Origin of the sequence: Algibacter sp. L4_22, assembly GCF_023473045.1 — a bacterium.
Taxonomy (GTDB): domain Bacteria; phylum Bacteroidota; class Bacteroidia; order Flavobacteriales; family Flavobacteriaceae; genus Algibacter.
Genome location: NZ_JAMCOK010000001.1, coordinates 481,706 through 505,756 on the forward strand (window position 1 = coordinate 481,706; position 24,051 = coordinate 505,756).

Here is a 24,051-nt window from a genome sequence, read left to right on the forward strand (position 1 = left end):
GAATTTAAACCATATACTCATTACCATACATAACTAAGCAAATAATGCAAAATCAAAAAAGAGTTATAATTGATTATGTTTCACCAACCGTTAATGGTGGCGAATTTTATATAAAACGTGTTGTAAATGAAATTGTAAATATTGATGCACATATTATGGCCGATGGCCATGATGTTTTAGGAGCATCTGTATTATACAAACACGAAAATGAGACAACTTGGCAAGAAACTAGAATGATGCTAAGCTCGAACGATGAGTGGCGTTCATCATTTTCTGTTGAAAAACAAGGGTTTTACAGCTATAAAGTTGAAGCTTGGGTAGATTATGCCTTAAACTGGAGATACGGCTTAATTCGTAAAATAAACGATGGCCAACATGTGGTTTCAGAATTATTAGAAGGTGCAGAATATATCGAGCCATTAATAGAAAAAGTAAACGGTGAAGACAAAACATATTTAGAGCATTTACATCACATTTTTAAAGATGAAAACAGCTATGGAGAAGCTATTACCGAAGCTGTAAAGGAACGATTATACAATATCTTTTTTGCTAACCCAATTAAAATACTTGCCAACACTTCTAAAACATATCAAGTTTATGTAGATAGAAAAAAAGCAAGATTTAGCACATGGTACGAGTTTTTTCCACGTTCAGCTTCCGAGCACGAGGGTGTTCACGGTACATTTAACGATTGTAAACGCCTACTGGCAAGAGTAAAAAATATGGGATTTGATGTGGTTTACCTGCCTCCTATCCATCCTATTGGTGAAGTAAATCGTAAAGGGAAAAACAACACCACCGAAGCTAAAGAAGGCGATGTTGGTTCTACTTGGGGCGTTGGTTCGCAATATGGCGGCCATAAAGCCATCCATCCACAATTAGGAAATCTAGACGAATTTAAATCACTTATTCAAGCAGCAAAAGATAACAATCTCGAAATTGCTATGGATTATGCCTTGCAAGCCGCACCAGATCATCCTTGGGTAAAAGATCATCCAAAATGGTTTAAATGGCGACCAGATGGCACAGTACAATATGCTGAAAATCCACCTAAAAAATACCAAGATATTCTTCCTATATATTGGGAAAGTGAAGATTATAAAGCACTTTGGAACGAATGTTTAGACGTTATGCTCTATTGGATAGACTGTGGGGTAAATATTTTTAGAGTTGATAACCCACACACAAAACCTTTCTATTTCTGGAATTGGATTATTTCTGAAGTAAAAGCAAAACATCCAGACGTTATTTTCTTAGCCGAAGCTTTTACTGCTCCAAAAGTAATGAAGCAGCTAGCAAAACAAGGTTATACACAATCGTACACCTATTTTACATGGCGAGAAAGCAAACACGAAATAACCGAATATGTCGAAGAGTTAACACAAAGTGAACTTAAAGAATATATGCAACCAAATTTTTGGCCAAACACGCCAGATATTAACCCATATCACTTGCAGGGCGCCAACGAGTCTAAACACATGCAACGTTATGCTTTAGCAGCAACACTAAGCTCTAGTATTGGTATTTACGGACCTGTTTTCGAATATATGCTTTCCGATCCATTACTGGGAAAAGAAGAATATTTAAATTCAGAAAAATTCCAAATAACACATTACGATTGGAACCTTAAAAACAAACTAATAACAATAATTTCTAAAATTAATTTTATTAGAAACCTCAACGAAGCTTTGCAGCAAACTAATAATATTAAGTTCTGTAATATTCAGAATGATAATTTATTAGCTTTCTATAAATGGAACGATGATAGAACAAACGAAATTCTAGTTATTATTAGTTTAGATCCACATAACTCGCAACAAGCCAATGTGCAATTACCGTTGCAAGATTTAGCAGTCCATAACGGACACAATCTTGAAATGCACGATTTAATAACCGATAGCCGTTATAATTGGCATAGCGAATGGAATTATGTAGAGTTACACCCTACTATGCCATTTCATATTTTCAAGATTAATAAGTAAAAATTAAGGGTTAAAATCCCATACTAAAAAACGACATAATTTTCCTTTAAATAGGAACTAACAAAATAATTTTATGGCACAAGTAAAACCGTATAGTTTATTTACAGAATTCGATATCGACCTTTTTAAAGGAGGAAAACACTACAGGCTTTACGAAAAAATGGGGTCGCATTTAGTAACCGTAGATGGTATTGAAGGCACCTATTTTGCCGTTTGGGCACCCACAGCAAAACAAGTTTCTGTAATAGGCGATTTTAATTTCTGGATGGAAGGTGAGCACCAACTTAATGTGCGCTGGGATTCTAGTGGTATTTGGGAAGGCTTTATTCCTCTCGTTGGAAAAGGCGATACTTATAAATATAAAATCCAAAGTAATAATAACGATATAAAAACAGAAAAGGCAGATCCATATGCACGTCGTTGTGAGCACCCACCAAACACAGCTTCTATTGTTTGGGATGATTCTTATAAATGGAAAGATAAAGATTGGATGAAAAAGCGTAAAGACCACAACGCTTTAGATGCTCCTTACTCCGTTTACGAAGTTCATTTAGGATCTTGGAAAAGACAGGTTGAAGAAGACCGCTTTTTGTCGTATTTTGAATTAGCCGAAGATTTAGTGAAGTATGTAAAAGAAATGAATTTTACTCACGTAGAACTCATGCCTATTATGGAATATCCTTACGATCCATCTTGGGGTTATCAACTTACAGGTTATTTTGCTCCAACATCTAGATTTGGCTATCCTGAAGAATTTAAATATTTAGTGGATAAATTACACCAAAATGATATTGGAATAATTTTAGATTGGGTACCATCGCATTTTCCAGAAGATGCACATGGTTTAGGCTTTTTCGATGGCTCCAACTTATATGAACATCCAGACCCTAGAAAAGGTTATCACCAAGATTGGAAAAGTTTAATTTTTAATTACGAACGTAACGAAGTAAAATCGTTTTTAATAAGTAATGCTGCTTTTTGGATGGATCAATACCATGCCGACGGCTTGCGTGTAGATGCCGTAGCGTCCATGTTATTCTTAGATTATTCTCGTGAAGAAGGTGAGTGGGAACCAAACATTTATGGAGGCCGAGAAAACCTTGCCGCTATAGATTTCTTAAAAGAATTAAACCAAGAGATATATGCATCGTTTCCCGATGTACAAACCATTGCCGAAGAATCTACAGCATTTCCAGGCGTATCAAAACCCGTTTTTTTAGGCGGTTTAGGGTTTGGAATGAAATGGATGATGGGCTGGATGCACGATACACTAGAGTATTTTGCCAAAGATCCAGTATATAGAAAATATCATCAAAACGATATTACTTTTAGTTTAGCCTATGCGTTCTCAGAGAATTTTATGCTTCCACTTTCACATGATGAAGTGGTTTATGGTAAAAACTCTATTATAGGTCGTATGCCTGGCGATGAGTGGCAACGTTTTGCAAACCTGCGTTTACTTTACGGTTATATGTTTACACATCCTGGAACCAAATTAAACTTTATGGGTGGCGAAATTGCACAGTATAATGAGTGGGACTTCCAAGGTAGTTTAAACTGGAATTTATTAGAATTCGAACCTCATAAAAACTTTCAGAATTACTTTAAAGAATTAAACAAAATATACAAAACAACACCAGCTTTATATGAAAAAGCATTTTCGGGAGAAGGTTTCGAATGGATTAGTTACGACGATCATGAAAACTGTGTAATATCATACGTTAGAAAAGGTTATGAAGCCGAAAATGATGTGGTTGTAGTTTGTAATTTAACACCAACCATACGTGAAAATTACCAAATAGGAATTCCTGTAAAAGGAAGGCTTAAAGAAATTTTTAATAGTGATGCTAAAGAGTTTGGCGGTAGTGGTGTTTCAAACAAAAAACAAATTACTATCAAGAAAGAGCCTTGGAATGGCAAAGATTTTTCAGCTGAAGTTACTTTGTCACCTTTATCGGTTACTATTTTTCAGTTTAAATAAAAAAGAGGTAATACACTCACTTAAAACAAGTTATTGTATTTAAAAAAGATTAACGCCAATTAGCATATATTTTCATATTGAAAAAATACTAATTGGTGTTTTCTATTATATTAATTGATTATTTTCAAAAAAACTCAACACATTTAACATTTTATTAAAAATTCGAAATTCGAAAAACGGAACTTTTGCTGTTATTTAAGTATATTTCAATAAACCACTATATATTTGAGTTTTACACATTATTTCATTTCAATTTTTAGCAAAAAGAAGCCTATTGGCGCTTTAAAAATCAGTAAATTCGAAAATTAATTTTAATACCTTCTTTATGATATTAAATACAGAACTAGAATATAAAGGAAATTTATTTCCAGCCGATATAACAAACTATAGCAAAGATGTTGATGTTCTACATTTTTCAACTTCAAATAATGTCATTCTTAAACTTACGGTTCTACGCGATAGTGTACTTCGATTTACTTACAGTACTGTTGGTAAATTTGAAAGAGACTTCTCTTATGCCATAGATGAAAAAGCAAGTAGAGGTTACAACCATTTAGAAATTACTAATGATGATGAAAAATACGTCATTACTACATCAAAATTAATTTGCCACGTTCACAAATCAGATTTAAGAATTTCTCTGTTTGATGCTATTGATAATAAAATTATTTGTGAAGACGAACTTGGTTTTCACTGGGAAGAAAGTTACGAGCTTGGTGGAGATATTGTAAAAATGAGTAAAGCCGCTCAAAATGGTGAAAGTTACTATGGTCTAGGTGATAAGCCAGAGCATTTAAACTTAAAAGGTCGTCGTTTTGAGAACTGGGCAACAGATTCTTATGCCTTCGGAAAGCACACCGATCCTATTTACAAAGCCATCCCGTTTTATACAGGCTTACATAACGGAAAATCTTATGGAATTTTCTTTGATAATACATTTAGAACTTACTTCGATTTTTGTAGCGAACGTAGAAATGTAACTAGTTTCTGGGCACAAGGTGGTGAAATGAATTATTACTTCATTTACGGTCCTAAAATGCAAGATGTAGTAACAAGTTATACAGATTTAACAGGAACTCCAGAATTACCACCATTATGGGCATTAGGATACCACCAATGTAAATGGAGTTACTATCCAGAATCTAATGTAAAGGAAATAACAGCGAAATTTAGAGAACTTAAAATACCTTGTGATGCTATTTATTTAGATATCGATTACATGGAAGGTTTCCGTTGTTTTACTTGGAGTGAAGACTATTTCCCTAACCCAAAACGTATGGTTAAGGAATTGGCAGACGATGGCTTTAAAACCGTTGTAATTATAGATCCAGGAATTAAAATAGATAACGAATACAGCGTATTTAGAGAAGGTCTTGAAAAAGATTATTTCTGTAAACGTGCCGATGGCCCTTACATGAAAGGAAAAGTTTGGCCAGGTGAGTGTTATTTCCCAGATTTTACGAGACCAGAAGTTCGCGAATGGTGGGCCGGTTTATTTAAAGAACTTATTGAAGATATAGGTGTTAAAGGCGTGTGGAACGACATGAATGAGCCAGCTGTAATGGATGTGCCAGGGAAAACCTTCCCGCCAGATGTTCGTCATGATTACGACGGTAACCCATGTAGCCACAACAAAGCGCATAATATTTATGGTATGCAAATGGCCAGAGCCACTTACCATGGTGTGAAAAAATTTAATTACCCTAAACGTCCGTTTGTAATTACACGTTCGGCTTATTCTGGAACACAACGTTACACATCCACATGGATGGGTGATAATGTCGCTTCTTGGGAACATTTACAAATAGCAAATATTCAAGCACAACGTTTAGCCCTGTCTGGATTCTCTTTCGCAGGATCGGATATTGGAGGTTTTGCAGAACAACCTAATGGAGAATTATACGCCCGTTGGATTCAACTAGGAGCTTTCCACCCATTTTGTAGAACACACTCTTCTGGAGATCATGGTGATCAAGAACCATGGGCTTTCGATACAGAAATTACCGATGTTGTTAGAAAATTTATCGAAATTAGATACCAATTATTACCGTATTTATACACGTCGTTTTACCAATACTCACAAGACAATATACCAATGCTAAAATCTTTGGTTTTATTCGATCAAGAGGATGTACAAACGCATTACAGAATAGACGAATTTATCTTTGGTAATCAAATATTAGTCTGTCCAATAAACGAGCCAAATGCTAAAGGAAGACGCATGTATATTCCAAGAGGCGAATGGTTTAACTTCTGGAGCAAAGAACAAGTAATTGGTGGAAAAGAAATGTGGGTAGATGCCGATTTAGATAGCATGCCAATATTTATAAAAGCAGGTGCTGTTATTCCAAAATACCCTATACAACAGTACGTAGGCGAAAAAGTTATTGAAGAACTTGGTCTAGATGTTTACTATAAAAATGGTAAAGAAGATTCTGAGCTTTATGAAGATGCCGACGATGGTTATGATTACACTAAAGGCCGTTACAGTTTAAAGAAATTTAACTTAGCTGGAACAGAAGATAAATTAATTATCCGTATCCATAAAACAGGTCAATACATCACCAATTATAGCACTTTTAAAATTAACTTATATGGTTTACCTTTCGAAGTAAAATCTATAAAAGTAGATAACGAATATGTGGATTTAAAAGACGTACAATTTAAAGATAACACCCTAGTGGTAACTAAAGAATTTACAAACCTTCAAATTAAGGGTTAATATCAAAATACCAATAGTGCTAAAACCTCTTTGTGAAAACGAAGAGGTTTTTCTTTTTAGAGCAAATGGCAAGCCACCGCGCTATCCGTTACTAGTTTTGGCTCGATGCGCGCCTCGCCAAAAGCTAACCACTACTATCGCTTTTGCAGCAATCCGCTAAATTTATTAATAATTAAAGCAATTGGTTTACTTGTAATGTAAACTTTCTATTCAAATAAAAATTATCTAAATTCGTTCACCGAAATAACAACTAGATATTATTACTCATGGAAGAAAAACTAAAAGTTATTAAAATTATTCATTTAGCCTTATGTGCAGGTTTAGTAATGGCGTATATTCTAGTAGGCAATGTAACGTCTATAAACTTTAATATGCCACCGCTAAGTCAGTCTAATATTATTTATGTGCTTATTCCTGTAATAGCTTATGTGTTTAGTAATTTTATGTTTAAAACACAGTTAAAAAATGCCGACCGTAAACTAAAGCCAGAAGATAACATGGCGCTATATCAAACCGCATCTATAATAAGATGGGCTATCCTTGAAGGCGCTGCTTTTATAATTTTATTCCTGAATAAAGATTTTGTACTCTTTGGAATTTTAATAATTATATATCTTGCTCTAATTCACCCTACGGAAGATCGTGTAAAAACAGATTTAACATAAACATTAAAACCAAGTATTATATTCTAAGAAAACTGTTTATAGGTTTTCAGAAACCAATGTGCTATCTATAGAATTGTTATAATTAGTAAAATAATTGAATAAAAAATCTTCATATTCCATATCCGAAAGTCTCATTTTTCTATAAAGCTCTTTCCCTAATAATTCAGGGAATTTATTAAAATCAGATTTGTTGTTTATTTTGTGTAATCCATTTAAATCTTCAAAATAAAAAGACTTAAAATACTTACGCTTATAGCCTTGACGACTTTCTCCTGCAATATCTATTCCATTATCACCAAATGAATAAGCTCTTATATCTGAAAACTCATCAACATAAAAATTAACTTTTCCTTGTTCCATATCTGCAGATAAATTCTCAATATAAGTAAGCATAAAAGCATTGGAATAAATATAAGATCTAATAGATTTTTTAATAGGTAAAGATTTTAATCTAACAACCTCTCCCTTTGAATTTTTGAATATAAGATACTCAAAATCATCAGGATTTATATGTTCGCCAGTCTGCTTTCCTGCCTTATCTAACACAGCAAAACCACCACGTAATTTACTTATGGGTAGTTCAAAACCATAAACAGTAATATCTTCGTTTAATTTATTAATTAAGGTATATTCCCATAAATAATTAACACCTTGTGAATAGCTAGAAACCGTAATTCCAATAAAAAAAGCAAGTAAAATTTTCATTTTCATAGTAAAGAATTTAAATTAAAACAATACCAATAATTATACCAAGTTTACTAAATTTGAAAGAATTTTCACTGTTATTTTATAATATTAAACCTTCTCAACATCAATAGGTTTACCTAAATACACCAACTGAAAACCTTTTTCTATAGTTTCTACATTTAAATTATTAGAAGAAATAATATGTAATTCGCCCTCGTTATCTTTAATAAAGAGCGGGATAATATCTTTATCATGATTGGTGATTTCAATTAAATTTTCATAATGTGCTTTGTCTAGTAAATCAATTTCTTGAATTGATGGATGGTTTCTAGTAATATCACTCAACGCACGGTAATCATCGGTTTTGCTAAATAAACCTTCCTTAGGGTTGTTATTTTCATCTAGCATTTCTTCCTTAGTTATTAACCTAAACGAACCATTTTCGCCAAATTGTTTACTAAATTTATTAATAGCATATTTATTAATATCAGAATTTGCTGTTAAGGCCATTAAATACCCCATATTATTTAATTCAATATCATCCATTAAACTATCAGAATAAATATTCATATTTAAAGCTGTTAAACCTAATTCTTTTGCTTTTTGGATATTACGCTCATTACTATCAATAAGCACAACATTTCTTCCACTAGATTCTAAATAATGTCCTAATAATCGAGATACTTTAGATGCTCCAATTATTAAAACACCTTCAGATTTGTTCAAGAAAACACCAATCAATTTCGCAAATAACCGAGCTGTAGTTGCGTTTAATAATACAGTTCCTAGAACAATCATAAATACCAAAGGCGTAATATATTCAGCCCCTGGAACACCTTCTTTTGCCAGTTTCAACCCAAATAAAGATGCAATACCTGCGGCAACAATACCACGAGGGCCAACCCAACTAATAAATATTTTTTCGTTTAACTTTAATAACGAACCATGTGTACTTAGAAACACCCCAATTGGTCGAATTACAAAAACAATTACAGCAAAAAGAATAGCTGTTTTCCAGTCGTATATTAACATTAAATCCGAAACATTTATATTGGCAGCTAAAAGAATAAATAGTATAGAAATCAGTAATACACTTAACGATTCTTTAAAATAAAGCAACTCTTTTAAATACGGCGATTTTGAGTTACCTAAAACCATCCCCATAACTACAACAGCCAATAAACCAGACTCGTGAGCAAAAGCATCCGATAATACAAAAACACCCAAAACAGCAGCTAATGCAAATACATTTAATAAATAATGTGGCACCCACTTATTATTAATTATAAAATTCATGGCATGTGCAAAAGCAAAACCAAAAGTGGAGCCAAATAGTACAATTTTACCAAATTCAGTCAATGCTGTTTTGGTAAACTCACCACCTGCATCCACGCTTATAAACTCAAAAACCAATACGGCAACTAAAGCACCAATAGGATCTATTAAGATACCTTCCCATTTTAAAACAGCCGAAACATCTTTCTTCATTGGTATATTTCTTAAAATAGGCGTAATAACTGTTGGGCCAGTAACAATAATTAATGCTGAAAATAAATAAGAAATTTGCCAACTTAAATCAAAAATATAATGAGCAGCTAAAGCCGCACCAAAGAAAGTAACCATAGAACCTACAGTAATAAGCTTGGTTATTACAGGTCCAACATTTTTAATTTCACTTAGTTTTAAGGTCAATCCGCCCTCAAATAATATAACACTAATAGCTAAGGACACAAAGTAAAATAAGCTTTCCCCTGGGAACAAACCTTCGGTACCATTCCAAATAGGTTCTATCCATTTGGTTCCATCTCCACTCAAAAATTCGGCTGCAATAGGCCCAACTAATAAGCCAATTAAAATAAGCGGTAAAATAGCTGGAATCTTAAATTTCCAAGCTACCCATTGCGCCAAAATGCCTAAAATTATAATTCCTGCGAGTTCTATCATATTGAAAAATCTATAAAAAAGACTAATTTAAGTAAAACAGACGACTTGATGTTTTTAAAAAATGTTATCTTTCAACTTTTAGCAAAAATATAGTAAAGCACGTGAATTTAAAGCCTTTTAAAAGTATTGGGATTGGTGTGGCGTTTTCGCCAAACCTAAAAGCGAACCTTTTTGAGGCTGCAAGGCTTTCGGTATTTTTTGAGGCCAAGTTATTTTTAATCCATGTTGGTAATCCTTCCGAAGATAAAACTAAGACACTAAACGAAATTCTTAAAAGTTTTGAAAAAGACCATTTAAATTTTGAAGTTGTTTTTAAAACAGGTGATCCTGTAGATGTAATTTTATCTACTTCGGAAGAAAAAAAAATAGATTTATTAATACTTGGTGCAGTACAACGTGAACGCTTTTTAAAATATTATGTAGGTTCGATTGCTCGAAAAATTACACGTCAAGCTAAATGTTCTATTTTATTGTTAGTTAAGCCATCGGTTGTTCGTGCGCCTTGTCAACATATTGTTGTTAATGGATTGAAAGATCCCAAAACCGAAAACACCATTACGGCAGCTTTTTATGTAGCCAACCAATTAAAAGCTAACAAACTAACCATTGTTGAAGAAATTAACGAAGGACAAGTAAAAGTTAATGATGATAAGTCCTTACGTCGATCTACAATAACCAAAGAGCGTATTAAGCTAAGAGAGAACTCAAGAATAAAGGAAATAATTAGTCATATTCCAGAAGAATACACAATCAATAAAACCATAAAATTACAACCTATTTTTGGTAAAAAAGGATATTCTATTGGGCATTATGCTCAAATTTCGCGTGCCGATTTATTAGTTATGAACGCGCCAACAAAAATGACTTTTTGGGACCGTTTATTTCCACACGACATTGAACATATTTTAACCGAATTACCAACCGACGTCCTAATTTTGCAATGAGTTCAAAAAAAAATAACATAAGCACCTTTTTTCAAACCTTACCCAAAAACATATTTTCTGGTTTTGTGGTAAGCCTCATAGCTCTACCTTTAGGTTTAGGGTTGGCTATGGCAAGTGATGCACCTCCAATTGCTGGAATAATTTCGGCCGTTATTGGTGGTGTTTTGGTCTCTATTCTAGGTGGAAGTCATGTAACTATTGTTGGTCCGGGAAATGGTTTGGTAGGCGTAATTTTAGTAGCAATCACTACTTTAGGGTTGCAAAACGCGTATATCGCCATTATTTTTTCGGGTGTACTTTTAATGGGTCTTGGCTTTCTACGCATGGGCGCATTGGCTAATTTCTTTCCGTCATCGGCCATACAAGGTATGTTGGCAGCCATTGGCTTGATTATTTTAGGAAAACAATTTCATATTATGTTCGCGCACAAAATAAAGCGCGAAGACACCATAGATTATTTATTAGAAATACCCTTTACAATTAACGACGCGTTACATTACGAGAGTAAGGGCCTTGTTTTTGCTGCTTTGGCAGGTGTAATTAGTTTAGCTATTATGCTATTTTATTCTAAAATTAGAAATAAATATTTACAACTTATTCCTGCACCAATGTGGATTGTTATTTTATCCATTGGGTTTAGTTATTACTTTGAAATTGGCTTGCACGAACCCAACCCAATTGCTAAAGAATACATGATTTCTGGCATACCGAGTTTTCATGATATTATTGCCGATATACCAACCCCGAACTTTAATGGTATTTGGAGTTTTTCATTTTGGGCAAGTGTTTTAGCGCTTACGCTTATAGCCAGTATAGAATCGCTTTTAAGTATTAAAGCCGTTGATAAACTTGATCCAGAAAAAAGACGATCTAATGTAAACAGAGATTTAAAAGCCCTAGGTTTAGCAACTATTGGTAGTGGTTTTTTAGGCGGATTAAATGTAGTTACTGTAATTGCACGTAGTTCGGTAAACGTTAATAATGGAGCCACTAACCGATCGGCAAATTTTTTCCATGCTTTTTTCTTGGTTTTATTTATTGTATTATTTAGTACACAACTTACCCGAATTCCGTTACCAGCTTTAATGGCTATTTTGGTTTATACAGGTTATAAATTAGCATCACCAAACGTAATTACCAAAATATTTTCTATAGGAAAAGAGCAGCTTGTTATCTTTTTTGTAACGCTTATTATCACCTTAAAAATCGGATTAATTTCTGGTATTATCTCTGGAGTAATTGCAACATTAATTATTCATATTATCATTAATAAAAGTGTTGGGTTGTTTATAAGAAATGTTTTAAAACCCAATGTTTTAATGTATCAAGAAACAGATGGGGAAAATAATTTCTATGTGAGTGTAAAGCATTTTTGTAGTTTTTTAAATTATTACAGACTTAAAGAACAACTAGATGAGGTACCCGAAGACCAAGATATAATTGTAGATTTTTCGCTTTGCGAATTTGTGGACCATACCGTAATGGAAAACATGAATAGTTACCAAGAATTGTTTCAAAAACGTGGTGGCCATTTTGATGTTATTGGTTTAGATATGCACGATACAGATTCTAAGCATCCATTCGCTTTACGACGCATGCTTCCTGTACCTAAAATTATTAAAAACAGCTTGACGAGACGCCAAACTAGTATGAAAAGTTTAGCAAACGATTATCGTTATAACTACAATCCTGAAAAAGAAAAAGAAATTTCGTTTTTAAATAATTTCCAATTTTTCAACACCAAAAATATCAATCATATTTATAACAAATTATCGCATGAAGATAAAAAGATGAAACTTTTTGATATTGAATTTTCCGAAGGAGAATTTATAGCAAAAGAAGTTATTAGAAAAACCATGCTTTATATTAACTTAAATACCGATATCCCTAAGTTTACCTTAGATAAAGAAGGCTTCTTAGAAAAAGTATCTGCTTTTGCCGGATTTAAAGATATTGATATTGAAAACCATGATGATTTCTCGGATCGTTTCTACCTTTTAGGTGAAAACGTAAACGAAATTAGCCAGTTTTTTAATGATGATATTACCCACTTTTTTGAAAGTAACCCTTACTATCACGTTGAATCTAACGGCTCTGCCCTACTTATTTTTGGCAGACAACGTTTGGCTGGTATGAAAGAGATAAAAGCTCTCTTCGATTTTGGAAAACGTTTAAAAGCAGTTATCTCTTAATAAATTCCTAACGTTTTGAACAATTAACAATAGATTTCGTAATTTTACGGTTCTATGAATTTATACCCTATTAACTCCGGTAATTTTAAACTAGATGGAGGCGCTATGTTTGGCGTTGTACCCAAATCTTTATGGCAACGCACCAATCCTGCAGATGCTAATAATATGATTGATATTGCAGCACGTTGCTTGCTTATTGAAGATGGCAACAGGCTCATTTTGATCGATACAGGCATGGGAGACAAGCAGTCCGATAAGTTTTTTGGTTACTACTTTCTTTGGGGAAACGACACGCTAGATCGTTCTTTAAAATCACATGGTTTTCATCGTGATGATATTACCGATGTTTTTTTAACGCATTTACATTTCGACCATTCTGGTGGAAGCATTGAATGGAATAAGGATAGAACTGGTTACCAACCGGTTTTTAAAAATGCACACTATTGGACTAATAAAGACCATTGGCAATGGGCAACGCAACCCAATAATCGTGAAAAAGCATCCTTTTTAAAAGAAAATATTCTTCCTATTGAAGATAGCGGACAACTAAAATTTACTGGACTTCCTGATTCTAATCTACTTAAAAACTCAGATTTAGGATTCGATATCTTTTTTGCCGATGGCCATACCGATAAACAAATGATTCCGCTTATAAATTACAAAGGAAACACCATCGCATTTATGGCAGATTTGTTACCAACCGTTGGGCACTTGCCTTTACCTTTCGTTATGGGGTACGATACCAGACCATTACTTACTTTAAATGAAAAGGAAACCTTCCTTAATTTAGCTGCCGATAATAATTTCTATATGTTTTTAGAACACGATGCACATAACGAAATTATTACCGTAAAACACACCGAAAAAGGTGTACGCTTAAACAAAACTTATACAACTCAAGATATTTTCAAATAAATAAAACTAATTCAAATAGCAAACATGAATACATTTAAATTAATTACCGTATCTGCTTTTGCAGCACTACTAATTACAGGCTGTGGAGGTGCAGCACCAATAATTTCTACACCAGTTGAAAGCATTGATAATACACCATTAAAAGTTTCGGATTTAACACTAATCGAAAAACATAATTGGGGACATTTAGATTTAGTAAAAGATACCATTCCTGGAATGAGTGTTGATAAAGCTTACGCTGAAATTATTAAGAACAAAAAAGGAAATAAAGTTATTGTTGCCGTTATCGATGCAGGTATTGATATTGACCATGAAGATTTAAAAAATGTTATTTGGACCAATACAAAAGAAATAGCAAACAATGGAAAAGACGACGATAAAAACGGATACATTGATGATATTCACGGATGGAATTTTCTAGGAGATACTTACAACGAACAATTAGAGTTTGTTAGAGTTTTAGCAAAAGGAGACACAAGTGATCCTGATTATGCTAAAGCTAAGGCTGAATATGATGCTGAGTACCAAAAATACATGGGTTATAAAACTAATTATGATCAAATGGCTCTTCAAATTGCGAATGCCGATGAAACTCTAGCTAAACATTTAAATAAAAAAGATTACACGAAAGCAGATGTAAACGCTATTAAAACTGAAGATGAAACACTTTTAAAAGCTGTGCAAATTGCAAAATATTTTTACAGCAACGGTATGGAGTCTTTAACTGAAGCTAAAAAACAAATTGATAATAGCTCAACTCAAATTAACGATCGTTTAAACTACAACCTAAATAAAGATTTTAAAGGACGTATTAATGGAGATAACCCAGATGATATGTCTACTAAATATTACGGAAATGGTAATGTAAAACCAACCGTAAAAACAGAAAGCCATGGTACACACGTAGCCGGAATTATTGCTGCAGAGCGAAATAATGGTAAAGGTGTAAACGGTGTAGCTAATAACGTTGAAATTATGAGTGTTCGTACAGTACCAAACGGTGATGAGTACGATAAAGATATTGCTTTAGCTATTCGCTATGCCGTTGATAATGGGGCATCTATTATAAACGGAAGTTTCGGGAAATACTACTCACCACATAGTGATTGGGTACGCGAAGCGATTACTTACGCAGGAAAAAACGATGTCCTTTTCGTAAATGCAGCAGGTAACGAAGGTGCTAATTTAGATGAGAAAAATGTGTATCCTAATGATGCTGTTGGTGTTGGTCCAGAAGTATCAGATACTTTTATTACTGTTGGCGCTTTAGAGCCTAAATATGGTTCTGGAATTGTTGCAGGATTTTCTAACTATGGAAAAATAAATGTAGATGTATTTGCTCCAGGAGCAAAAATATATTCTACTGTTCCAGAAAACGAATACGATACAAAAGGTGGTACGTCTATGGCTGCTCCTGCTGTAGCCGGTGTTGCAGCGTTAATACGCTCTTACTATCCTAAATTAAGTGCTGCTCAAGTAAAACAAATTCTTATGGATTCCGGTTTAGCTATTAAAAGCAAAGTGATTGTTGGTGGCGACACTAATAATATAAAACCATTTGCCGATTTATCAAAATCCGGTAAAATAGTAAACGCTTATAACGCATTAATTTTAGCCTCGAAAACACATTAATCAAAACTTAAAAAGAGGCTTTAAACAGCCTCTTTTTTTTTATTCAATTTTTTATGAGAAAAATCTATCTTTCTATTCTAAGTATCGCTTTACTTTCTTCTTGTACAACAACAAAAACGGTAACATCTACAACAAATTCTAGCACATCAATGGTTTTAAATTCACCTGCAACTGCAACCTATTGGCAACAGCATGTGGATTATAAAATGGATATTGATATGGATGTAAATAACTTTCAATACCAAGGGAAACAAACATTGGTTTATACCAATAATTCTCCCGACGTTTTAGATCGTGTATATTATCATTTATTCTTCAATGCCTTTCAACCAGGTAGTGAAATGGATATACGCTCTCAAACTATTCCCGATCCAGATTCTCGCGTTGGTAATAGAATTGGTGAACTAAAACCAAACGAAATTGGTTATATAAAAGTTAACAGTTTAAAACAAAATGGAACAACATTAGAGTACGAAACAGTTGGTACTGTTTTAGAAGTTCAATTAGTAAAACCTATCCAACCAGGAGAAAAAGTAACTTTTACCATGGATTTCGATGCACAAGTACCTGCACAAATTAGACGTTCTGGTAGAAATAATGCAGAAGGTGTAGCTTTATCTATGGCTCAATGGTATCCAAAATTAGCCGAATACGATTTTGAAGGTTGGCATGCAGATCCTTATATTGGACGTGAATTTCACGGTGTTTGGGGTAATTTTGATGTAAACTTAACTATTGATAAAAATTATACGGTTGCTGGATCTGGTTATTTACAAAACCCAAACCAAATTGGTCATGGTTACGAAACCGGAACAGTTAGCAAAACAAATTCAGATAAACTGACTTGGCATTTTGTTGCACCAAACGTGCACGATTTTACTTGGGCTGCAGATACCGATTATATTCACGATACTAAACAAGTACCAAACGGACCGCTTTTACATTTTTTCTACAAAAACACTTTAGATGCCGAGCATAAAGCTAATTGGAAAAAAATGCAACCTAAAACGGTTGAGCTTATGCAATACTACAGTAAAAATATTGGCCAATATCCATACAAACAATATTCGGTAATTCAAGGTGGCGATGGCGGTATGGAATACGCGATGAGTACTTTAATTACTGGAAATAGAAGTTACGGAAGCTTAGTTGGTGTAACAGCTCACGAATTAGCACACACTTGGTTTCAGTTTTTATTAGCTTCAAATGAGTCTAAACACGAATGGATGGACGAAGGTTTTACAACTTATATAAGTAATATGGCCATGAACGATATTATGGACGAAGGAAAAGCAAATCCTTTAGCCAACGCTTACAAAGGTTATATTTATTTAGCCAATTCTGGCAAAGAGCAACCCTTAACTACCCATTCTGATCGTTACGCTTATAATAGATCTTACAGCATCGCAGCATACAGTAAAGGCGCTGTGTTTTTAAGTCAGTTAGGTTATGTCATTGGTGAAGAAAATTTAAAGAAAACTATTAAAAAGTATTTTACAGATTTTTCTTTTAAACATCCAAAACCATTAGATATTGTGCGCACTGCAGAACGTGTTTCTGGTTTAGAACTTGATTGGTATTTAACCGATTTTGGGCAAACTACAAATACTATTGATTATGGCGTAAAAACGGTTGAAGGAAAAACAATTACTCTAGAGCGTATTGGCCTAATGCCAATGCCTATAGATTTAAAAGTAACGTATGTTGATGGTTCTTCGGAAGATTTCTACATTCCTTTACAAATGATGCGTGGTGAAAAACCAACCACGGCTACCATAATTAGCGATTGGGCTTGGGCCTACCCAACTTATAGCTTTGATGCAAAAAAAGCTGTAAAAACGGTTGAAATTGATCCGTCGGGATTAATGGCCGATGTTGATAGCACAAACAATAAAAAGTAATAATTTTTTAATACAGTTTTAAAGGCCTTTTTGTGAAAACGAAAAGGCTTTTTTATTTAGTAAACTCATGTAAAAAAACAAAAACACTTAATAATCAATGGTTTAAAATAATTTTAACAACTACTATTTTTGAAAAAATTTTTAATTTGTCAGAAAAATATATAATTTAGTAAAAACACACGCTTCAATTTACTTATTCATACTTATCTTTAAACAAGGTTAATTAAAAATCTTTTCCAAATGATAAAACATCTTAAAATTTATGGTATTCTATTTATATGCCTTATTAGCATTTCAAGCTGTGTAAACCTAAAACATGTTAATGCCTACTCTTTAGAATCCCTTGAAGGTGTTCAATATTTTGAAGCAATAAACTATAGCTTTCAACAAAGTTGTTTGGATAAATGTTTTGAACAAAAAATTATCGATTTAGAATTTCTAGATCAAAATTGCGATTGTGAACAAGAAAAAGTTGCCGATAGCATTACATTAAAGATTTACGCTTCTGTTTTTGGTTATTTTGATGGCTTAACAAATCTTTCGGATAACGATTTAACATCTTATAAAACAGATGCCTTAACAAATGCTTTATCCGAAGGTGATTTTGGCTCAATCACCATAAAAAAAGAACATGTAGAATCTTACACTACAGTATCCCAACTTTTAATTCATGCCTTTACCGATTCTTATAGAAAAAAGAAAATTAAAACATACGTTAAAGATGCTAATGAACCGGTAAAAGAATTAATTTTATTTTTAGATTTTAATATTTCATCGAATTTAAGCGGAAAATTAGAGGTGAAAAAAAACAGACTTAAAGCTGATTATTTCGATTTAATAAAAGATAGTTCACTTTCAAGTTTTGAAAAAAGAAACGCTATAAAGGAATATTACAACAATATAATAGAAATTGAACAGCAACAAGCCAAATTTGTAGCTTATTCTAAAACCTTATCAGCGATATCTAATGGTCATCAAAAACTTTATGATGATATCGAGCATCTATCCGTAAAAGCCATTCAACAAGAAATATTCCAGTCGGCAAGTGAAATTAAATCGATTATTACCGAATTAAAAAAAATATAGAAAACCATGGCAAAATTAACTTCAAAACAGGTGAATGAGCTCGCTAACAAATTTTTAGCATTAGCACAATCTATGGGTGATTATAGAATTTTAAACTTCGATAATTTAACTAAACTTCAGAATAAAAAACTACGAGAAACTCATAGAAAAACATTGGATTATTCAGATGATTTATTTACTATGTCGGCAACCTTCGTGATGGACGATGTTACAGCATCATTGGAAACTCTGGATGGTATTACCGAAAAAATTAATAAATCGTACAAGGATTTACAAGATGTTCAAAAAGCCATCGACATATCTACACATGTGGTTACGTTGGGTGCTTCTATTTTTACTTTTAATACACAAGCTATTGTAGACTCGTTGGGTAATTTAAAAGATTCTATAAAGGCTTAATTAAGATAGAAATATTCCTTTATCATTCTAAAAGAACCAAATATTTACTACAAACCACTTCACAGTGGTTTTTTTATTTCATTACCTTTGACCAATAATATAAAGGCATTGAGTTTTACATACCCACAACAAGAAAAATTAAAAAGTAGAAAGCTAATTGAAAAGCTGTTTACCGAAGGAAAATCGGTTTCGGCATATCCTTTGCGCATGGTTTATTTGTCAACCAGTTTTGATGATGGTGTTTTAGCTAAAACTGGTGTATCGGTTAGTAAACGAAACTTTAAAAAAGCTCCAGATAGAAACCGTATAAAACGTTTGTTACGTGAAGCTTATAGGTTAAATAAAGCCGAGTATTTTAACAATTTAACCGCACAACATGCGTTTATGATTTTGTACATTGGCAAAGAAAAGCCTGAATTTTTACAAGTTGAAACCAAAATGAAACAACTTTTCGAAAAATTTTCAAATAAAATTTCTGAATAAAATTACGCTCCATGAAACAATTCTTCAAAAAGAAAATAATAATTCCAGTTTTAGCTGGTATCCTGTTTTTATCGACTACAGCTTTTAAAAACGACTTTTTTGAAATTGCCAAACAATTAGAAATTTTTACCACATTGTTCAAAGAAATCAATATGAATTATGTTGATGAAACCAACCCTGGTGATTTAATGGATATTGCCATAAAAAGTATGCTTGAAAGTTTAGATCCGTACACAAACTTTATGAACGAGCAAGATGTGGAAGCAGCTAGAATTAACAATACTGGTGATTATACAGGTATTGGTGCAAAAATAAAAACTTTTGAAGATAAACTAGTTGTTGTAGAACCATACAAAGATTATCCAGCCGATAAAGCCGGATTAAAAGCGGGTGACGAAATTATAAAAGTAGGATCTGTGCTAATTGAAACTTATAAAGATTATGCTGGCGATTTATTAAAAGGTGCACCAAATTCTGAAATTGAAGTTACTTACATACGCCAAGGTAAAACACAAACAGCCACTATAAAAAGAGCCGAAGTAGAAATAAAAGCTGTGCCTTATTTTTCAATGATTAACGAAAAAACGGGATACATAGTTTTAAGTAAATTCAATAAAAAAGCACATAAGGAAACTAATTATGCACTGCGCGATTTAAAAGCTCAAGGTGCCGAGCGTATTATTTTAGATTTACGCGGAAATCCTGGTGGTTTATTAAACGAAGCGATTAAAATTGTGAATCTTTTTGTACCAAAAGGCCAACTGGTAGTCACCACAAAATCTAAAGTTAAACAATACAATAAAACCTATTATACCCAAGACGAACCTATTGATACAGAAATACCGTTAGTAATTTTAATTAACGGTAGAAGTGCATCGGCAAGTGAAATTGTTTCGGGTGCTTTACAGGATTTAGATCGCGCCGTGGTTGTTGGTTCTAGAAGTTTTGGAAAAGGACTTGTACAACGCCCAAAACTACTTACTTATGGTACACAGGTTAAAATTACAATTTCTAGATATTATACACCTTCTGGACGTTGTATTCAGGCTTTAGATTATTGGCATCGTGACGAAAAAGGAGATGCTGTTCGTGTAAAACAAGAACAATACAATGCGTTTAAAACCAAAAACGGTCGCCAAGTTTTCGATGGTGGTGGTGTTTATCCAGATGTATTAGTTGGGCAAAATAAAAAATCGCCTGTAGCTACTGCAATTGTTAATAACGATTTAATTTTTAACTACGCTACCAACTATTATTATTCACATAAAATTGATGATATTAATACGTTTGAATTATCGGATGCCGATTTTTCAGATTTTAAAAAATATTTAAAAACAAATAACTTTTCTTTTGAAACCGAAACAGAAAAGGCACTTTATAAAGCCTTTGAAATAGCTACTAACGAAGAACTTAACGATAATATTGAAAAAGATTATAACACTTTAATTGCTAATTTAAAACAATCTAAATCTGATGTTATTGACGAGAATAAATCATTTTTAATGGAATCTATAACTGAAGATATTGTGAAGCATTATGCATATCGTGAAGGTTTATTCGATTACTATAAAACACACGATGCTCGAATTAAAAAAGCAACCGAAATTCTAAATAATCCTAACAAATATTCGGAGTTTTTAAAATAGGAAAATGCAGTATTAATTGCTTTAAAAAGTTCTCTTAGTTTCATTATAAATATTAAAAATCTTAAAAACAGTATATTTACAGTCAAAATAGCCTCCAAACAATGCATAAACTCGTTTTATCGATACTTTCCATTTTAACCATTGGTATTACTTTTTCACAAAGTGAACTAAGCCACGACGTTTATTTTGATACCGATAAATTTGATGTGCCTTCTACTGAAAAAAATAGGTTACTCCTTTTTATTTCAACCTTATCAGATATTGAAATAGAGTCTATTTCCATCTATGGTTTTTGTGATGATGTTGGTGCCGATACTTATAATCTAAAACTATCTCAAGATCGTGCAGATGCTATAAAAATTATTTTTTCGGACAATGAAATTAGCGAAGATTTAATTACCAATGTTGATGGCAAAGGAGAAATTTTACTCAAAATTATTGAAGAAAATAATCTATTAAACATTCGCGGTTTAAACCGAAAAGTAGAAATTAACGTTAAGCCAAAACCACCAGTTATTGAAGAGGTTGTAGTTGAAGAAATTATAGAAGTTGTAGAACCACCAAAACCTAAAAATGCGCCAGAAAAACTTCAAGGTAAACTTAAGGTTGGTGATAAAATTATTCTAGAAAATATATTATTCAAAACAGGATATAGCACTATTTTATCTTCATCTAAAAAAACATTAGATACGCTTGCTGAAATTTTAGTAGCCCGTAAGAACCTATACTTTACGATACAAGGTCACGTTTGCTGTACACAACTTACTAGAGATGCTGTGGATAGAAAAACAAAACAACGTAATCTATCGGAAACAAGAGCTAAATTTGTTTACGACTATTTTGTTAAAAAAGGCGTGAATAAAAGACGTATGCGATACATGGGCATGCGCCGAAAGTTTCCACTTGGTGGCGATCCAAAATTAGATAGGCGCGTAGAAGTTTTAGTAACCTATGTTGGTGACTCTAATTAATATTTTATGCGCAGGAAAACCTATTTTTTATTAGTTTGCCTGTGTGTATTTAGTAATTATATACAATCGCAAAACACCTTTATTCCTGATGATAATTTCGAACAATTTTTAATAGATTCTGGCTTCGACTCTGGAGCTTTAGACAACTTTGTACCTACTGCAAATATTAACACAGTTACTAATTTACAAATTGACTCTAAAAATATTGCAGACCTTACCGGAATTGAAGATTTTAATGCCTTATCCATACTTAATTGCTCGGATAATAACTTATCAAGTTTATCGATTTCTACAAATATAAACTTAACACAATTATACTGTAATAGTAATGTTATTACAGATTTAAACGTAACCTCACTTCCTGATCTAAAAATATTTTGGTGCGATAATAATCTACTTTCAAAACTTGATATTACTAAAAACCCTAATTTAATTTCGTTAGTATGTAACACTAATTATTTAAATTATTTAGATACTAGCGAAAATGAAAAATTAACTGTATTATCCTGCTCAAATAACGGTTTGTTAGACTTAAATGTTACTGAAAATAAAAATTTAAATTCACTATTAGTCAATGGAAATCTCCTTACCAATATAGATCTTTCGGAAAACAATATCCTAACCATTTTAGATTGTAGTTTTAACGCATTAAAAACTTTAGATATTTCCATAACTAAAAAACTAAGAACTATAGATTGCAGTAACAACCAGATTGAACAATTGGATGCTTCGGAACATCCCGATTTAGTAGAGCTAAATTGCAGTTATAATGATTTGTGTAGTTTGAATATTAAAAATGGAAACAACAACAATTTAAATGCTTTAGATTTTAGTGTAAATTCTAATTTAAGCTGTGTGGTTGTCGATAATCCCGGAAATAAATATTCGTATTGGGAACCTAGTTCATTTACTGATTATGTTAATTCTACAGCAGAATGCCATTTTAATGTTCCCGTAGATAGCTTAAATAATTTTGTTGGTATAAGTTATGTTTTACCAGAAATTACCAACGGAAGTTATTTTACAGAATCTAACGGGAACGGCCTATCATTAAAGCCTAACGAAGTTATTAACACAACACAAAATATATTTATTTTTAACAACACAGCGTGCCATAATAACGAGTCCTTTTTTAATGTAACTATTATTAATGATGCTTTTTATATTCCGAAGTATTTTACACCAAATAATGATGGAAATCACGATTTTTGGCAGGTTTACGACACTTTAAATTTGGTGGAGAGCATTTATGTGTATAATAGACATGGAAAGCTTTTAAAAGCGTTTAATACTAATTCTATTGGTTGGAATGGTATTTATAATGGACAATTACTACCACCTTCAGATTATTGGTATGTTATTACCTTAAATACAAAAGAAACTTTAAAAGGGCACTTTACGCTAAAACGCTAGTGTATTACTGCTTTATCATCGCAATATGTGGAATATTATCTTCTAAATAAGGATCTCCAATTTCAGAAAAACCTAAATTATTATAGAATTTTTTAAGATATAACTGTGCTGAAATTTTTATAACAGTCTCTCCAAAATGTAACTGTATCGCTTCCGCGGAAGCGTGCATAATATCGTAACCATATTTATGCTGCCTTTGATTTTTAGCGACTACTACCCTACCAATACTAGATTCTTTAAAATAATCGCCTGGTTTAAAAATACGTGTGTAAGCTACAATTTTGTCATTTTTAACACCTAAAACATGTAGTGATTTTTGGTCTTTACCATCAATATCTTGATATACACAATCTTGTTCTACTCCAAAAACTTCACTTCGTAATTGAAGTAATTTATACAGTTCTATTTTAGTGAGTGCTTCGAAAGTTTTTACTGTAATATTTATCATAAATTTTTAATTCTGATTGGTTTCGATTAACTCAATAATC

General features: G+C 32.6%; 18 protein-coding genes. 15 read left to right on the forward strand and 3 right to left on the reverse strand.

Annotation, left to right across the window (positions count from 1 at the left end):
* The first annotated feature begins 44 nt into the window (after positions 1–44).
* The 4 genes from M4I23_RS02110 (at position 45) to M4I23_RS02125 (ending at position 7,350) form a co-directional block, all read left to right on the forward strand.
* Entirely contained in the window at positions 45–1,982 is a 1,938-nt protein-coding gene (locus M4I23_RS02110; RefSeq protein ID WP_249753269.1) for an alpha-1,4-glucan--maltose-1-phosphate maltosyltransferase, read from the forward strand.
* 73 nt (positions 1,983–2,055) lie between these two features.
* Positions 2,056–3,963, forward strand: coding sequence for a 1,4-alpha-glucan branching protein GlgB (gene glgB, locus M4I23_RS02115; protein ID WP_249753270.1), 1,908 nt, complete (start codon positions 2,056–2,058; stop codon positions 3,961–3,963).
* Positions 3,964–4,288: 325 nt separating this feature from the next.
* Entirely contained in the window at positions 4,289–6,685 is a 2,397-nt protein-coding gene (locus tag M4I23_RS02120) for a glycoside hydrolase family 31 protein (protein ID WP_158846394.1), read from the forward strand.
* Positions 6,686–6,951: 266 nt separating this feature from the next.
* Complete coding sequence (locus M4I23_RS02125) at positions 6,952–7,350, forward strand: MFS transporter (protein ID WP_158846396.1); 399 nt, start codon at positions 6,952–6,954, stop codon at positions 7,348–7,350.
* 36 nt (positions 7,351–7,386) lie between these two features.
* On the opposite strand, the gene M4I23_RS02130 is transcribed toward M4I23_RS02125, so the two are convergent.
* Entirely contained in the window at positions 7,387–8,055 is a 669-nt protein-coding gene (locus M4I23_RS02130; protein WP_158846398.1) for a hypothetical protein, read from the reverse strand.
* A gap of 90 nt (positions 8,056–8,145) precedes the next feature.
* Entirely contained in the window at positions 8,146–9,981 is a 1,836-nt protein-coding gene (locus tag M4I23_RS02135) for a sodium:proton antiporter (protein ID WP_249753271.1), read from the reverse strand.
* A 101-nt stretch (positions 9,982–10,082) separates the two neighbouring features.
* On the opposite strand from M4I23_RS02135, the gene M4I23_RS02140 reads away from it, so the two are divergent.
* The 11 genes from M4I23_RS02140 to M4I23_RS02190 all read left to right on the forward strand — a co-directional run bounded on the left by M4I23_RS02140 (position 10,083) and on the right by M4I23_RS02190 (position 23,563).
* Positions 10,083–10,925 (forward strand): universal stress protein, encoded by an 843-nt coding sequence (locus tag M4I23_RS02140; RefSeq protein WP_158846402.1) that lies wholly within the window; start codon positions 10,083–10,085, stop codon positions 10,923–10,925.
* Positions 10,922–13,117, forward strand: coding sequence for a SulP family inorganic anion transporter (locus M4I23_RS02145; RefSeq protein WP_249753272.1), 2,196 nt, complete (start codon positions 10,922–10,924; stop codon positions 13,115–13,117). The genes M4I23_RS02140 and M4I23_RS02145 overlap by 4 nt, the downstream gene beginning before the upstream one ends.
* A gap of 54 nt (positions 13,118–13,171) precedes the next feature.
* A complete protein-coding gene (locus M4I23_RS02150) occupies positions 13,172–14,032 on the forward strand; it encodes an MBL fold metallo-hydrolase (RefSeq protein ID WP_158846406.1) in 861 nt (286 codons plus the stop codon).
* Between the two features lie 24 nt (positions 14,033–14,056).
* Positions 14,057–15,664, forward strand: coding sequence for a S8 family peptidase (locus tag M4I23_RS02155; RefSeq protein WP_158846408.1), 1,608 nt, complete (start codon positions 14,057–14,059; stop codon positions 15,662–15,664).
* Between the two features lie 53 nt (positions 15,665–15,717).
* Positions 15,718–17,565, forward strand: a complete 1,848-nt coding sequence (locus M4I23_RS02160; RefSeq protein WP_249753273.1) for a M1 family metallopeptidase — start codon at positions 15,718–15,720, stop codon at positions 17,563–17,565.
* 240 nt (positions 17,566–17,805) lie between these two features.
* Positions 17,806–18,651, forward strand: coding sequence for a hypothetical protein (locus M4I23_RS02165; RefSeq protein WP_249753274.1), 846 nt, complete (start codon positions 17,806–17,808; stop codon positions 18,649–18,651).
* Positions 18,652–18,657: 6 nt separating this feature from the next.
* On the forward strand, positions 18,658–19,050 hold the full coding sequence (locus tag M4I23_RS02170) for a hypothetical protein (RefSeq protein WP_249753275.1): 393 nt from the start codon (positions 18,658–18,660) through the stop codon (positions 19,048–19,050).
* Positions 19,051–19,158: 108 nt separating this feature from the next.
* A complete protein-coding gene (rnpA, locus tag M4I23_RS02175) occupies positions 19,159–19,533 on the forward strand; it encodes a ribonuclease P protein component (protein WP_158846416.1) in 375 nt (124 codons plus the stop codon).
* An 11-nt stretch (positions 19,534–19,544) separates the two neighbouring features.
* A complete protein-coding gene (locus M4I23_RS02180; protein ID WP_249753276.1) occupies positions 19,545–21,179 on the forward strand; it encodes a S41 family peptidase in 1,635 nt (544 codons plus the stop codon).
* A gap of 101 nt (positions 21,180–21,280) precedes the next feature.
* A complete protein-coding gene (locus tag M4I23_RS02185) occupies positions 21,281–22,150 on the forward strand; it encodes an OmpA family protein (RefSeq protein WP_249753277.1) in 870 nt (289 codons plus the stop codon).
* A 6-nt stretch (positions 22,151–22,156) separates the two neighbouring features.
* Complete coding sequence (locus M4I23_RS02190) at positions 22,157–23,563, forward strand: T9SS type B sorting domain-containing protein (protein ID WP_249753278.1); 1,407 nt, start codon at positions 22,157–22,159, stop codon at positions 23,561–23,563.
* A gap of 4 nt (positions 23,564–23,567) precedes the next feature.
* Here the strand turns inward: M4I23_RS02190 and M4I23_RS02195 are convergent, their stop codons facing one another.
* Complete coding sequence (locus M4I23_RS02195; RefSeq protein ID WP_249753279.1) at positions 23,568–24,011, reverse strand: GNAT family N-acetyltransferase; 444 nt, start codon at positions 24,009–24,011, stop codon at positions 23,568–23,570.
* Positions 24,012–24,051 lie beyond the last annotated feature (40 nt).

Bases quoted from the DNA above. Each gene is read 5' to 3' on its own strand.
- M4I23_RS02110 (WP_249753269.1), top strand. From the start codon at position 45: ATGCAAAATCAAAAAAGAGTTATAATTGATTATGTTTCACCAACCGTT.
- glgB (WP_249753270.1), top strand. From the start codon at position 2,056: ATGGCACAAGTAAAACCGTATAGTTTATTTACAGAATTCGATATCGAC.
- M4I23_RS02120 (WP_158846394.1), top strand. From the start codon at position 4,289: ATGATATTAAATACAGAACTAGAATATAAAGGAAATTTATTTCCAGCC.
- M4I23_RS02125 (WP_158846396.1), top strand. From the start codon at position 6,952: ATGGAAGAAAAACTAAAAGTTATTAAAATTATTCATTTAGCCTTATGT.
- M4I23_RS02130 (WP_158846398.1), bottom strand. From the start codon at position 8,055: ATGAAAATTTTACTTGCTTTTTTTATTGGAATTACGGTTTCTAGCTAT.
- M4I23_RS02135 (WP_249753271.1), bottom strand. From the start codon at position 9,981: ATGATAGAACTCGCAGGAATTATAATTTTAGGCATTTTGGCGCAATGG.
- M4I23_RS02145 (WP_249753272.1), top strand. From the start codon at position 10,922: ATGAGTTCAAAAAAAAATAACATAAGCACCTTTTTTCAAACCTTACCC.
- M4I23_RS02150 (WP_158846406.1), top strand. From the start codon at position 13,172: ATGAATTTATACCCTATTAACTCCGGTAATTTTAAACTAGATGGAGGC.
- M4I23_RS02155 (WP_158846408.1), top strand. From the start codon at position 14,057: ATGAATACATTTAAATTAATTACCGTATCTGCTTTTGCAGCACTACTA.
- M4I23_RS02160 (WP_249753273.1), top strand. From the start codon at position 15,718: ATGAGAAAAATCTATCTTTCTATTCTAAGTATCGCTTTACTTTCTTCT.
- M4I23_RS02165 (WP_249753274.1), top strand. From the start codon at position 17,806: ATGATAAAACATCTTAAAATTTATGGTATTCTATTTATATGCCTTATT.
- M4I23_RS02170 (WP_249753275.1), top strand. From the start codon at position 18,658: ATGGCAAAATTAACTTCAAAACAGGTGAATGAGCTCGCTAACAAATTT.
- M4I23_RS02180 (WP_249753276.1), top strand. From the start codon at position 19,545: ATGAAACAATTCTTCAAAAAGAAAATAATAATTCCAGTTTTAGCTGGT.
- M4I23_RS02185 (WP_249753277.1), top strand. From the start codon at position 21,281: ATGCATAAACTCGTTTTATCGATACTTTCCATTTTAACCATTGGTATT.
- M4I23_RS02190 (WP_249753278.1), top strand. From the start codon at position 22,157: ATGCGCAGGAAAACCTATTTTTTATTAGTTTGCCTGTGTGTATTTAGT.
- M4I23_RS02195 (WP_249753279.1), bottom strand. From the start codon at position 24,011: ATGATAAATATTACAGTAAAAACTTTCGAAGCACTCACTAAAATAGAA.